The organism is Pseudohaliea sp. (assembly GCF_054552115.1).
In genome coordinates this window covers 44,695-56,729 of the sequence record NZ_JBTOLW010000014.1, presented here as the reverse complement: position 1 = coordinate 56,729, position 12,035 = coordinate 44,695, and the positions used below count along the sequence as shown (strand labels likewise).

Annotated in this window: 11 protein-coding genes; 5 read left to right on the top strand and 6 right to left on the bottom strand. The window is 69.9% G+C overall.

Features of this window, described 5'->3' with window-relative positions:
* Positions 1 to 45: 45 nt before the first annotated feature.
* Together ACX93N_RS08835 and ACX93N_RS08830 are read right to left on the bottom strand one after the other, a co-directional pair.
* A complete protein-coding gene (locus ACX93N_RS08835; RefSeq protein WP_459428071.1) occupies positions 46 to 573 on the bottom strand; it encodes a GNAT family N-acetyltransferase in 528 nt (175 codons plus the stop codon).
* Between the two features lie 7 nt (positions 574 to 580).
* Entirely contained in the window at positions 581 to 1,006 is a 426-nt protein-coding gene (locus ACX93N_RS08830; RefSeq protein ID WP_459428045.1) for a potassium channel family protein, read from the bottom strand.
* Positions 1,007 to 1,167: 161 nt separating this feature from the next.
* Here ACX93N_RS08830 and ACX93N_RS08825 point away from each other — a divergent pair, with 161 nt between their 5' ends.
* The 4 genes from ACX93N_RS08825 (at position 1,168) to ACX93N_RS08810 (ending at position 5,315) form a co-directional block, all read left to right on the top strand.
* Entirely contained in the window at positions 1,168 to 1,386 is a 219-nt protein-coding gene (locus ACX93N_RS08825; RefSeq protein WP_459428044.1) for an amphi-Trp domain-containing protein, read from the top strand.
* Between the two features lie 51 nt (positions 1,387 to 1,437).
* A complete protein-coding gene (locus tag ACX93N_RS08820; RefSeq protein WP_459428043.1) occupies positions 1,438 to 2,358 on the top strand; it encodes a carboxymuconolactone decarboxylase family protein in 921 nt (306 codons plus the stop codon).
* Between the two features lie 131 nt (positions 2,359 to 2,489).
* Positions 2,490 to 3,617 carry an aminotransferase gene (locus ACX93N_RS08815; RefSeq protein WP_459428042.1) on the top strand — a complete coding sequence of 376 codons (1,128 nt, stop codon included), beginning with the start codon at positions 2,490 to 2,492 and terminating at the stop codon, positions 3,615 to 3,617.
* Positions 3,618 to 3,620: 3 nt separating this feature from the next.
* Positions 3,621 to 5,315, top strand: coding sequence for a BamA/TamA family outer membrane protein (locus ACX93N_RS08810; protein ID WP_459428041.1), 1,695 nt, complete (start codon positions 3,621 to 3,623; stop codon positions 5,313 to 5,315).
* Positions 5,316 to 5,337: 22 nt separating this feature from the next.
* Here ACX93N_RS08810 and ACX93N_RS08805 read toward each other — a convergent pair whose 3' ends face one another.
* Together ACX93N_RS08805 and ACX93N_RS08800 are read right to left on the bottom strand one after the other, a co-directional pair.
* Positions 5,338 to 5,892 carry a YaeQ family protein gene (locus tag ACX93N_RS08805; RefSeq protein ID WP_459428040.1) on the bottom strand — a complete coding sequence of 185 codons (555 nt, stop codon included), beginning with the start codon at positions 5,890 to 5,892 and terminating at the stop codon, positions 5,338 to 5,340.
* A gap of 52 nt (positions 5,893 to 5,944) precedes the next feature.
* Positions 5,945 to 6,937, bottom strand: coding sequence for a threonine dehydratase (locus tag ACX93N_RS08800; protein ID WP_459428039.1), 993 nt, complete (start codon positions 6,935 to 6,937; stop codon positions 5,945 to 5,947).
* A gap of 245 nt (positions 6,938 to 7,182) precedes the next feature.
* Here ACX93N_RS08800 and ACX93N_RS08795 point away from each other — a divergent pair, with 245 nt between their 5' ends.
* Positions 7,183 to 8,610, top strand: a complete 1,428-nt coding sequence (locus ACX93N_RS08795) for an HDOD domain-containing protein (protein ID WP_459428038.1) — start codon at positions 7,183 to 7,185, stop codon at positions 8,608 to 8,610.
* Between the two features lie 31 nt (positions 8,611 to 8,641).
* Here ACX93N_RS08795 and ACX93N_RS08790 read toward each other — a convergent pair whose 3' ends face one another.
* Both ACX93N_RS08790 and ACX93N_RS08785 read right to left on the bottom strand, forming a co-directional pair.
* Positions 8,642 to 9,868, bottom strand: a complete 1,227-nt coding sequence (locus ACX93N_RS08790; protein ID WP_459428037.1) for a hypothetical protein — start codon at positions 9,866 to 9,868, stop codon at positions 8,642 to 8,644.
* A 136-nt stretch (positions 9,869 to 10,004) separates the two neighbouring features.
* Positions 10,005 to 12,035 (bottom strand): ATP-binding protein, encoded by a 2,031-nt coding sequence (locus tag ACX93N_RS08785; protein ID WP_459428036.1) that lies wholly within the window; start codon positions 12,033 to 12,035, stop codon positions 10,005 to 10,007.

Below are 12,035 nucleotides of genomic sequence, written 5' to 3'. Positions count from 1 at the left end.
TCGCAGTAGCCGGGCTGTTCGACGCAAAAAGCGCAAAAGCGGCCCTCAGGCTGTCCCGCCGTTCTTGCCGGCGAAGTCTGCGAGCGCCTCCCCGCTCAGGCGGTAGACGGTCCATTCCTCCAGGGGGACGGCACCCGCAGCGCGGTAGAACTCGATCGCCGGCTCGTTCCAGTCGAGCACCATCCACTCGAAGCGGCCGCAGCCCTCGGCGACGGCGATGCCAGCCAGGTGCCGGAGCAGGGCCAGCCCGACGCCGCGGCCGCGCATCGCCGGCGTGACGAACAGGTCCTCCAGGTAAAGGCCGTGGCGGCCGAGCCAGGTCGAGTAGTTGTAGAAATAGACGGCAAAACCGGCGGGGACCCCGTCGAGCTCTGCCATGATGCCGAAGGCCTTCGGTTCGGCGGCGAACAGGGTGCGCTCTAGGTGCGCCTCGGTCGCCTCCACGGCGTCCGGCTCACGCTCATACTCCGCAAGGCCCTGGATGAAGGCGAGGATCTGTGCGCAGTCTGCCGGTTCTGCCGCTCTCAGCGTCAGCTGTGCCATGGTTGTGCCCTCCCTGGCAGTGTTCTGGATCAGTGGCCTAGTCCCGGTCCCAGTAGCGCGTCATCTCGAGGTAGAGGAAGGACGCGGTCCAGGTGATCAGGACCAGCCCCACCAGCGATTCGAGGCCGGTGGCATAGCGGATGTCGCCGTGGGGCTCGATATCGCCGATCCCGAGGGTGGTATAAGTTGTGAACGAATAGTACACCGCGTCGAGCAGGGTGCCGCTGTAGTTGCCCAGCAGTTCCCCCCAGTGGTCGCTGCGGTGCATGTAGAGGTAGAGCAGCCCGAAGATCCACACCTCGACGGCATGCGCGATCAGCGCGGCCAGCACGCCGAACACGATGCGGAAGCGATGGCGCACATTGAGGCGCGGCATGATGACCGTGAAGCGGTAGAGAAACTCGTAGTGGATCACCACCACGAGGGCAATCACGCCGCTGAGCAGGAAGAAGACTTTCAGCATGTTGGAGGCACCGGGAGTCTGCCGCCCAGTTTACGCGCGCCGCTTTTCGCGTAAACCCGGTTTCCACGGCATCTTCCTCTGCGCCCGGGCGCGCTGCGGCTGGCGGGCTTTCCCGTCCCGTGCCATGCTCAGGGCCGGGAAAGCGGCCGGGGAACACAGCCATGGAAATCCTGGAAATTGAAGAAAGGCAACTGCTTCAGCGCGAGGCAGCTGCGGCGCGCTTGCGCGCCATCGCCGATGCGCTGGAGCGTCACAACGGCCTCACCCTGGAGCGCAGTGGCAAGCGCATCGAGGTGCGTGTGCCGGACCGCGTCGAGCTTGAACTCGAGGTGGAGGTCGAGGATGGCGGCGGAAAGATCGAGGTTGAGCTGAGCTGGTAAGCTGTCCGCGGCAAGCCCCTCGATCCCTATGCCATGCTAAGGAGAACCGCAATGGTAGAGGTACCCTCCGCGCTGATTGCGCTCCAGCCGGCGACCAGCAGCGCCTACCAGCGCGCGGCCGATACCGTGCTGCCGCTGGTCGACCCGCGCCTTCTCGCGCTCTGCCGCGCACGGCTGCAGGCGACCCAGCAGCGCGCGGTCCGGCAGGCACCGGCCGACTGCACTGATACCGAGCGCCAGGCGCTGGCGCTGGCGGAACAGTTCGCCGTGGACGTGAACGGCATCAGTGAAGCGCAGGTAGCGGCCCTGGGCGAGGCAATGGGTGCCGGCGCGGTCAACGCGCTGGTCAACAGCCTGTACCTGGTTGATATGGCGCTGCGGCTGCAGCAGGTGGCACCGGTCGTGCTCGCGGGCAGCGGTGAGGCCGCAAGGGCCGGTGACGGGATGCCTGCGGCGGAGGCGGCAGGGGACAGCGAGGCGGTGATCGCGGAGGTCATTGCAGGGGTTATCGCGGCTTTCGCCGCCCAGGCGGTGCTCGCCGATGCCGTCGACCCGCTGACCAGCGAGCTTGTCCGCCTTCGCTGTGCCCAGGTACATCACTGCCGGCTCTGCGGCTCCCTTCGCCAGCGCAGTGCGCTGGACAATGGCTTCGAGGAGTCCATGGCAGAGCGCGTCGCCCGCTACGAGCAGGGCGGCTTCACCGATGCGCAGGTCGCAGCGCTGCACCTGGTCGACACGCTGATTCTTGTGCCCGCGGATGCCGGGCCCGCGCTGCGGGAAGAGCTGGAGCGGCACTACTCGCCCGGCGAGATTGCCGAGCTTTGCTTCGACGTGGTGAAGTGGAGCCAGCAGAAGGCGCTGGTGGCAACGCATAGCGATGCGCCGCCGTGGGAGGGCATTCACGTCCTCGATTTCGACGGGGATGGGCACCCGCTGTTCACCGGCCCGGTGGCCGGCGCCACCCGGCCCTAGCCTGCCCCTAGGGTACGGCGTCTGCGCCGGGAGAGCTGCAGCGATGCGTCCGCCCCCGGGAGGTCCCTGCGCCGTGACAGCTTTCGCGGGCCGGCGTCGGCCCGGGCCCCTGTTGCCCGGAGGTAAATACCATGGACATTGAGCCCTTCGGCGTCGAGCAGTGGATGAACCGCTGGGAGAACCACTGCGAGTTCAATCTCGCCGAAACCTGTGTCGACAGCCTGACCGTTGCCGAATTGCTGGCAATCGCCGGCAGCGACTGGGCTGCGGTGGCCGACGACCTCGGCAGCATGAAGCTCACCTACGGGGCGATCACCGGCAGCGAGGCGCTGCGCGGCGCCGTGGCGGCGCTGTACGACCGCCAGGGTCCGGGCAATGTGCTCATCACCCACGGCACCATCGGTGCCAACCACCTGCTGTACAGCGCGCTGGTGGGCGCCGGGGACCACGTGCTGTCGATCACGCCGACCTACCAGCAGCATACCGCCATCCCGCGCGCCCTCGGCGCCGAGGTCACCGAGCTCCCGCTGCGCCCTGAGCACGGCTGGCTCCCCGATCTCGCCGAGCTGGAGCGTGCGTTGCGCCCTGACACACGCCTTATCGCCCTCACCAACCCCAACAATCCGACCGGTGCGCTGATCGAGCGCGACGGCCTCGAGCGCCTCGTGGCCCTGGCGCGGGAACGCGGTGCCTGGCTGCTCTGCGACGAGGTCTACCGCGGCACCGAGCAGGAAGAGCGCGCGCCCTCGATCGCCGACCTCTACGAGCGCGGTATCAGCACCGGCTCGACCTCCAAGGCCTTTTCCCTGGCCGGGCTGCGCCTCGGCTGGATCGTCGGGCCGGGCGACGTGCTGGCGGCGGTCGAGGTCCACCGCGATTACAGCACCATCAGTGTCAGCATGGTCGATGACTACTTCGCCACCCTCGCGCTCAGGCACTCAGACCGGATCCTCGCCCGTTCCCGGGAGATCGTGCGCCGCAACCTGGCGCGGCTTCAGGCCTGGGTGGACGCCGAAGCGCAGGCGCGCCTGGTCACCCCGCGGGCCGGCACCACGGCGCTGGTGGCCATCGACACGGGGCTTTCGAGCCGGGAGTTCTGCGAAAGGCTGCTCCGCGATACCGGCGTGCTGTTCACACCGGGGTCTGCCATGGGCATGGAGGGCTACCTGCGTATCGGCTATGCCGGTGCCACAGCGGATCTCGACGCCGGGCTGGCCCGGGTCTCTGCCTGGCTGCGGGAATCGGTACCGTCGCGGTGAACAGTGCCTGAGCGCGTCCGCCAGTGCCGCCTCGGGATCCTGCTGCTGTGCGTGCTGGCCACGCCGGCGTGGCCGGAGGAAAGCTGCGAGGCGCTGCCCTGGGCCGGGGAGGCCGCAGCGGGCCAGCTTGAGGCGATCCCTGCCGGCATCGGCGGTGAGCTGGCCGGTGGCGGTGTGGTCGGCCGTCTCACCACCCGGCGTGAGCAGGTCTTCGATCTCACGGATCCGACGCAGGACAATGCGCTGTTCCGCCTCGCCAACGGCCTGCACGTGCTTACGCGGGAGCAGACGATCCGCGAGCAGCTGCCCTTCCTGCTGGAGGGCGAGGACTTCGTGCCCCTGGAGCTGGTCGAGGCGGAGCGGGTGCTGCGTTCCGTGGACTGGCTCTACGATGCCCGGGTGGTGCCGGTCCGCCGCTGCGGCGAGCGGGTGGACCTCGCCGTGGTGACCCGGGACGTCTGGACGATCCTGCCCACCGTATCGTTCGATCGCAGCGGCGGCGAATCGAGCTGGTCCCTCGGCATCGAGGACGAGAACCTCGTCGGTCGCGGCGAGACCCTCGGGTTCCTCTTCACCGAGGACGTCGACCGCAGTGGCTACGGCGCCTACTTCTTCGATCCCGCCGTGGCCGGCAGCGCCTGGCGGCTCAATCTCGATGCCGCCGACAACGATGACGGCCACCGCCTGAACCTGCACCTGCGTCATCCCTTCCGCTCCCTCGACGAGCGCCGCAGCCTGGGGCTTCGCCTCACCGTGGACGAGCGGATCCAGCCGCTCTTCGATGCCGGCGACCGGGTCGTGGAGTTTCGCCAGCAGCTGCACAGCGGCGAGCTGCAGTTTGCCGGGTCCACGGGTCGGGTGAACGGCCACGTGCGCCGCTGGGAGGCGGGCCTGGCCTGGTGGGATTATCGCTTCGACCGGGCGCCGGGGCCGCTGCAGCCCGCGGAACTCCCCGATGACCGCAGCGCGGCCTATCCCTTCGTCGGTTTCGAGACCATCGAGGACGATTTCGTCCCGATCCCGAACCTGGCGCTCATCGGCCGCCCGCAGGACGTGCACCTGGGCCGGCGCCTGTCGGGCCGCATCGGTTTATCGCCGGATACGCCGGGGGCGGACGACGGCCGGGTGATCTTCGAGGCAGCCTGGCGCGATGCCATCCGCCCGCGGGAGTCGATCATCCTCTCGGGCGCGGTGTCCGTGAGCGGTGCCGTGACCACCTCCGACGGCGAGGCGGAGAACGTTTTCGCCACCGCCGCGACCGAGTTGCACCATCTGCAGACGGACAGCTGGCGCTTCTACGCCGCCCTCGACGCAACCTGGGCCAGGGGCCTGACGGAAGACGTGCAGCTGCAGCTGGGTGGCGATCTCGGGCTGCGCGGTTACCCGCAACGCTACCAGCAGGGTGACCGGCGCCTGCGGCTGCGCCTGGAGGAGCGCTGGTACGCCTCCGGGGAGCCACTCCGGCTGTTCCGCTGGGGAGCCGCCGCCTTTATCGATGCAGGACGGGCCTGGTTCCCGGATGACCCGGACGATGAGGAGAACGGCTGGCTGGCCAACGCCGGCATCGGCCTGCGGCTCATGCCAACCCGCCTGCCGACGAGCGGCATGATCCACATTGATCTCGCTGCCCCGTTGCGTACCGGCGGGCGCGACGTCGATGACCTGCAGGTCTCGGTGACCCTGCGCAGCAGCTTCTGAGGCGGGCGCCCGGCGGCGCTTCTCAACCGCGGGCGCCCGCGGCCTTGAGAACCGCCGGCGCGACCGTGAGCGAGCCGCGGTCCCAGGTCAGCAGTGCCTCGCCCTCGCTGATGGTGCACTGCAGGGCCATGCCGGGCTGGAGCGCATCGGCGAGGGCCTCGATCGCCTCATCGTCGACCTGCAGCACGGACAGCCTGTCGAGGTGGTCCAGCGCGGTCTGGTGACGGCGCCACCAGACCGGCACGGCCCGCCGGCCGTAGGCATAAAGCACCACCCGTTCCGCCCGCCCGCAGGCCCGCTTCAGCCGGTCGGGTTCCGGTGTGCCCAGCTCGATCCAGCTGTCGATGGTGCCGTCGAGGTTCTTCAGCCAGAGGTCCGGGTCCTCGTCCGTGCTGATGCCCCGGCCGAAGGCGAGCCGCTCATCCGCGTGGAAGGCGAAGGCGAGCACGCGGAGCATCATCCGTGCCCCGGTCTCCGAGGGGTGCCTGGCCAGGGTCAGGGGAAAGTCCTGGTAGCGCTGGCGGTCCAGGTCCGCCAGCTGGAGCCTGAGTCGGCTGATGGAGGATTTCAGGGCCACGGTATGGTGTCGTCTTCAGGCCGGGGTGGAGGTGCGCACGGGGGCGAGGGCGTCAGGCGGGACTGCCGGGACCGCCGGAGGCCCCCTGCAACACGGCGGCGAAAACCGAGGTATCCACGTTGCCGCCACAGAGAATCGCGGCGACTCGCCTGCCCTGCTGCCGTGCCTGCTCCTGTGCCAGGCCTGCCAGGGCGGCAGCGCCGGCGCCCTCGGCGACGTTGTGCGTGTCGGTGAACAGGACGCGCATGGCCTCGGCGATCTCGGCGTCCGTGACCGAGAGGACGCGGGCTGCACCGGCCAGAATGATGTCGAGTGCGCGGCCGTCGGGGTCGCGGCAGGCAACGCCGTCGGCAAAGGTGCGCGCCTGCGCCTGCGGCCGCGGCTCCCCGGCCCGGAAGGATTCCGCGTAGGCCGGCGCGCCGGCGGCGGTGACACCGACCACCTCGGTGTCGAGCCCCAGCAGGTCGCGCACCGTGATCACGGCACAGATGCCCGAGCCCATGCCGATCGGGACGTACACCGTGTCCAGGCCGGCCACCGCGGTGAACAGCTCCAGCGCGTAGCTGGCGACGCCGCGCACCAGGGCCGGGTGGAAGGAGGGCACGAGGGCCAGCCCCCGTTCCCGGGCGAGCGCCGCGGCGAAGGCCCTCGCTTCGTCGAAGTCGCCGCCATGGGTGATGACCTCCGCGCCCCAGCCGCGCATGGCCCGGTTCTTGTCCGCGCTGTTGCCTTCCGGTACCACGACGGTGACGGGAACGCCGTAGCGGGCCGCGGCGAAGGGTATGCTCTGGCCGTGGTTGCCCCGCGTGGCGGTGACCAGCCCCGCGGGCAGCCCGCCGGCGGCCAGTTCCTCGAGATAGGTGAGGCCGCCGCGGACCTTGAAGGCGCCGGTGGGCGTGTGGTTCTCGTGCTTGACCCAGACCTCGCAGCCGTAGCGCTCGCCGAGCAGCGGCCAGCGGTACTGGGGCGTTGGCGGCACGGTGCGGCGCACGGTCTGTGCCGCGGTTTCCAGTTCCTCGAAAGTGAAGAGCGTATCCGCTGTCATCGGCATTATCCCCCGCTGCCGGAGCATACAGGGTCTTGCCGGAGGACACATGCCTTTGCTCATGGAAAAACGGTGCTTCGGCGGCCGGGCGCCGGAGCCGCTGGTGTTAAGATGGCCGCAAAGGAGGCCGGTCCTGTGAAGCAGTCGTTGCATCTCATCGCCGCGCTGGCGCAGCGCGAGTACCGCGAGCGGCCCCGCGCAGCGCCGGCCGTGAGCGGCGTCGATAACGCCCGGGGCCAGGGGTAATGGCGAAGCTGGAACAATGGATCGACGCCATCCAGCGGCAGGAGCTGCCGGTCTTCCGTTTCACCATTCAGGCGATCAACGAGGTCGTCAGCGACGAAGACAGCTCCGCGGCGCGGCTCGCCCGGGTCATCCTGCAGGACTCGTCCCTGACCGCACGCATCCTGCGCATCGCCAACAGCAGCGCCTATAACCCCGGCGGCACCCCGGTCAGTACCATCAGCCGCGCCATCGTGCTGATCGGCTTCGACACGGTCCGCGATCTCAGCCTCACCCTCGCGGTATTCGAGGCCTTGCTCGGCCGCAGGGGCCGGGAGCATGTCGTCCGCCTGATGGCGCGCGCCTTTCACGCAGCGGTCCAGGCGCGGGCCTGCGCCGAGCGGCGCGGCGACGGGGCCGCGGAAGAGGTATTCATCGCTGCCCTGCTCTACCCGCTCGGCGAGATGGCCTTCTGGTGCGTTGCCGAGGGTGAGGGCGATGAAATCCTGGCGCTGGTCGAGGAGCAGGGCATGAGCCCCGAGGCGGCGCAGAAGCAGGTGCTGGGTTTCACCTTCAAGCAATTGACGGTCGCCCTTACCCGGGACTGGCACCTCAGCGACCCGCTGCACAGCGCGATCAACAACCCGTCATCGACGGACCCGCGGGTCCGCGATATCAGCGATGGCCAGGCGCTCGCGGAAGTGGCGGAACAGGGCTGGGACAGCAATGCGGTCCGGGCGCCCGTCGAGCGCATCGCCGACCGGCTGGCCCTGGGCCGGGACGAGGCGGGCGAATGGCTGCGTGACAATGCCGCGGACGCCGCCGAACTGGCCCGGCTGTTCGGTGCCGGGGCCATCACGGGCTACCTGCCCCTGCCCCCGGAGGCGCAGGCGCCTGACGAGGAAGCCCCCCCGGAGGAGAATGCGGAGTACCCGGCGGCCGACCCGCTGCTGCAACTGAGCATCCTGCGTGATCTCTCGCGCATGCTGGAAAAGCAGCCGGGCATCGGCCTGGTCCTGGAGACGGTGCTCGAGGGGATCTACCGGGGCTGCGGCATGGATCGCTGCCTGTTTGCCATCCTGACCCCCGACCGAAGCGCCTTGCGCGCCAAGTACGCGCTGGGCGCCGGCGGCCCGGCGCTGCTCGAGCGTTTCCGCTTCACCCATGCGGACACGCCGTTCTTCAACCGGCTCTATACTCACGCCGACGCGGCGTGGATAGGGGACACGGAACGGGACGCGGCGTCTTTCCAGCTGACCGCCGACCTCCTGGACGTGCTGACCACCCGGAGCTTCTTCGCCTTTCCCCTGGCCATCAACGACAAGGTGATCGGCGTGCTCTACGCGGACCGCGCACCGAGCGGCCGGGACCTCGACGAGGACGGTTTCGAGAGTTTCCGCCACTTCTGCCTGCAGGCAAAGATGGCGCTCGAGTACCTCGCCGCGAAGTAGCGCAGCCTGTTTCCGGGAGCGACCCCGGGGCTCAGCGGTAGACGAGGATGGTGCCGGTTTCCTCCCCGGAGTCGTCGGGCGTGCCCCAGGGGTTGGTGACGAAGGCGCTGTCTCCGGCCTGGGCGACCACGGTGCCGAACTCGCCGTACTCGGCCGGCGCGGGGTTTTCCAGGCGGCCCTCCAGGGTCCAGCCGCCGGGCCCTCGCCGGACGACGTAGACGGCACCGGCATCGCGTCCGTCCGCATCGGCCCGGGGCTGGCCGATGAGCACGCGGTCCCCGAGGACGGAGAGGGAGGCGCCAAAGGTGCGGTCGGTGTCCTCGGGCGCGATGCGCCCGGCGGCTCGCCAGCCTTTGTCGCTGCGCTCGAACAGGAACAGCGCGCGGCCCGCTTCTTCGCCGTCGCCGCCCAGTTTGCCGATCACCGCCAGCGTTTCGCCGTCGCTCGCGACCTGCTCGCCAAAGGTGACCTGCCCGGCGTCGTCGGGTGCCTGGATCATCCCCGCCTGGGTCCAGCCGTCGGCCCCGCGATGAAACACATAGACGGGGCGGGGGCCGTCGAAGGTCCTGCCGCCAACGATCGCCTCGTTGCCGGCGAGCACCAGGCTGGACCCGAAGAAGGAGCCCTCGATCGGCTGGTCCGGGACGAGCTCGCCGTCCGCCACCCAGCTGCCGCCCTCGCGCCGGTAGGCCTGGACCTTGCCGGCATCGGCCGCGCTTCCATCGTGTCCCGGTACGCCCATCAGCGCGAAGTCACCATCAATTGCCACCGATCCACCGCCGAAGTCCGCGCGGTCTGCCGCATTGACCAGGAAGCGGGCCGCCTGCGTCCAGCGCTCGCCGCTTCGCTCATACAGATAGGCGCCCCCCTGGTCTGCGTACAGCCCCGGCGCGCCGACGAGAAGCCGGCCGCCATCGAGAGCGAGGGCGGCGCCGAAGTGTGCTTCGACCTGGCGCTCCGCCTCCGGGGGCGACAGTACTCCGCGGGGTTGCCAGCTGCCACCCACCAGCTCGTAGAAGCGCACGAGGCCGGCTTTCTCCGTTCCGCCGGCGTCGGAGCGCTCAGCCCCGACAGCCAGGAAACGGTCGCTGCCGGCGTAGGCCGAGCCGATCCGGTCGCTCCGCTGCGCGCCAGGCCACTCGAGGAGCTGCACCGGCGCCGGGCTTCCGGCACCGGCCAGGAGGAAAGAAACGGCGAGGAGGCCAGCGGCTCGGGCCAGGGTTGCGCGGGCGGGTGAGAGCGGGCTGGCTGGTGTCATGGTTCGGTTCTCCTCGTTCCCTTCTCCTGGTGAACAGCGGACGCTGTAGCTGCCGGGCTTCGCGCCCGCGGATGCTAGGGAAGGCCCGCCCGAACTGCAAGCAGCGTCCTGGTAACCGGCCCGTGCCCGGCGGGCGCTAGGACGACGGGACGCGTGGCGCCCGCGGTGACGCCGGCAGCAGCTGTTCCAGGCGCTGGTAGAACAGGTTCACATTGAGCGGCTTGACCAGGTAATCCACGAAGCCCGCTGCCCGGCCCGCCTCCAGGTCGTGAGCACTGGCATTGGCGCTGACGGCGATCGCCGGGATGGCGCGCGTGGCCGGGTCGGCGCGAAGGGCGCGCAGCACGTCGAGGCCGTCCATTTCCGGCAGGTGGATGTCCAGCAGGATGAGATCCGGTCGGTAGGCCACCGCCAGGTCGAGGCCGAGGCTGCCCGAGTGGGCCGTCAGTAGCCGGATGTCAGGACGCTTGCGCAGCAGTTTCTCAACCAGGCGTGTGTTGGCGAGATTGTCCTCCACGTAGAGCAGGCTGTAGCGCGGCTCCTCCCCGGTGCCGTCCTGCACCGGGCCGACGACCGGCGCCGCTTCCCGCAGCGGCGCCGGGACCGCGCGGGTCGCCGCGAGGGGCAGTTCCAGCCAGAAGCTGCTGCCCCGGCCCTCCGCGCTGTCCACGCCCACGGACCCCGCCATCAGCTCCACCAGCCTGCGGGTCAGGGCGAGGCCGATGCCGGTACCCTCCACGTGGCTGGCGGGATCGATGCGTTCGAAGGGCTTGAACAGCAGGTGCTGCCTGTCCGGGGGAATGCCCGGGCCATCGTCGGACACCAGCAGGCGCAGGCGGCCGCCGTCCACCGGCTGGCAGCCGATGACCACCTCGCCTCCTTCGTGGCCGTACTTCACGGCGTTGGAGAGGAGGTTGATGAGAGACTGCTTGAGGCGCAGGTAATCGCCGCGAACGATGAAGCCCGCTTCGCGGGCGATGCGGTTGACCAGGCGGGTGCCGCGCCGGGCCGCCAGGGGGGCAAGCAGCGAGACGCATTCCGCCGCCAGGTCCGCCACCTCCACGTCCTCGATGGTCACCTCGAGGCGGTTGTTCTCGATGCGCGCCAGGTCGAGCACCTCGTTGATGAGCGTGAGCAGGTGGTTGCCGGCGCGCAGGATCTCGTCCACCTGTTCGCGCTGTTCCCCGCTCAGGTCGTCGTCGAGGTGGAGCAGCTCGCCGAAGCCGAGGATGGCGTTCAGGGGGGTTCGCAGCTCGTGGCTCATGCGCGAGAGGAAGTCCGATTTCGCGAGGTTGGAACGCTCCGCCTGCTCCCTGGCGGCCGTCATTTCCTTGCGCACCAGCCGGAGATTCACCCGCATCCGTTCGAGGGCGGCCAGCAGGCGGTGCACTTCCGCAGCTGCCCGCCCCACTTCCAGGCGGCGGTCGAGGTCGCCCCGGGCGATGTCCTCGGCGAGGCGTACCCCCTTGTCCATCGGCCTGAGCACCACCCGCTGCAGGAGCAGGTACCACAAGCCCAGGGCCAGGGCCGAGAGCAGCAGCAGCGCGGCGGCCAGGCCCCATTCGAAGGCCCGCAGCCGGGCGGTGATTTCCCCGTAGCGGCGGCCGCGCTGGTCCTCGATGGCGCGGAGCACCCCGGTGATATGCGCGCCGGGCGCAGCGGCCGCTGTCCGGGTGACGGCATCGGCGGCCAGGTGAGGCTCGGCGATACTGTCGTTGTAGGTGCGCAGGGCGCGCCGGTACACGCGGCCCAGCTCGCGGGAGGCCTCCTCGAAGGTATCCAGCTGTTGCGCCGCCGCCGTGCCGGGGTCCAGCCGCGCCCGCAGCGCGCCTGCGGTGGCGCGGATCTCACGCTCCAGGGCGTAGAAACGGGCGAGGTAGCGGTGATAGCTCTCCGGATCCTCCCCGCGCAGGATCACCGAGCGCCAGGCCTGGTCCCGTTCCAGGCTTAGGTAGCGCAGCTGCTCGGCGTCGCGGAGCTGGCGGGCGAAGGCATCGGATACGACCTCGCGCTGATCCAGGGCGTAGCGGTAGGCGATCGCCGCCGCCGCCATGAGCACCAGGAAGAAGAGCGTCCACAGGGTGAACAGCAGGGCGGACAGCCCGCGCAGGCCGAGCCGGCGCCTGCGCGGAGCGTCGGCTCGGCTGCTTTCCGGCCCGGTCGCCAC

What these genes read in the sequence shown, in the direction of transcription:
- ACX93N_RS08820 (WP_459428043.1), top strand. Translation starts at nt 1,438, where the DNA reads ATGGTAGAGGTACCCTCCGCGCTGATTGCGCTCCAGCCGGCGACCAGC.
- ACX93N_RS08825 (WP_459428044.1), top strand. Translation starts at nt 1,168, where the DNA reads ATGGAAATCCTGGAAATTGAAGAAAGGCAACTGCTTCAGCGCGAGGCA.
- ACX93N_RS08800 (WP_459428039.1), bottom strand. Translation starts at nt 6,937, where the DNA reads ATGACAGCGGATACGCTCTTCACTTTCGAGGAACTGGAAACCGCGGCA.
- ACX93N_RS08795 (WP_459428038.1), top strand. Translation starts at nt 7,183, where the DNA reads ATGGCGAAGCTGGAACAATGGATCGACGCCATCCAGCGGCAGGAGCTG.
- ACX93N_RS08830 (WP_459428045.1), bottom strand. Translation starts at nt 1,006, where the DNA reads ATGCTGAAAGTCTTCTTCCTGCTCAGCGGCGTGATTGCCCTCGTGGTG.
- ACX93N_RS08790 (WP_459428037.1), bottom strand. Translation starts at nt 9,868, where the DNA reads ATGACACCAGCCAGCCCGCTCTCACCCGCCCGCGCAACCCTGGCCCGA.
- ACX93N_RS08815 (WP_459428042.1), top strand. Translation starts at nt 2,490, where the DNA reads ATGGACATTGAGCCCTTCGGCGTCGAGCAGTGGATGAACCGCTGGGAG.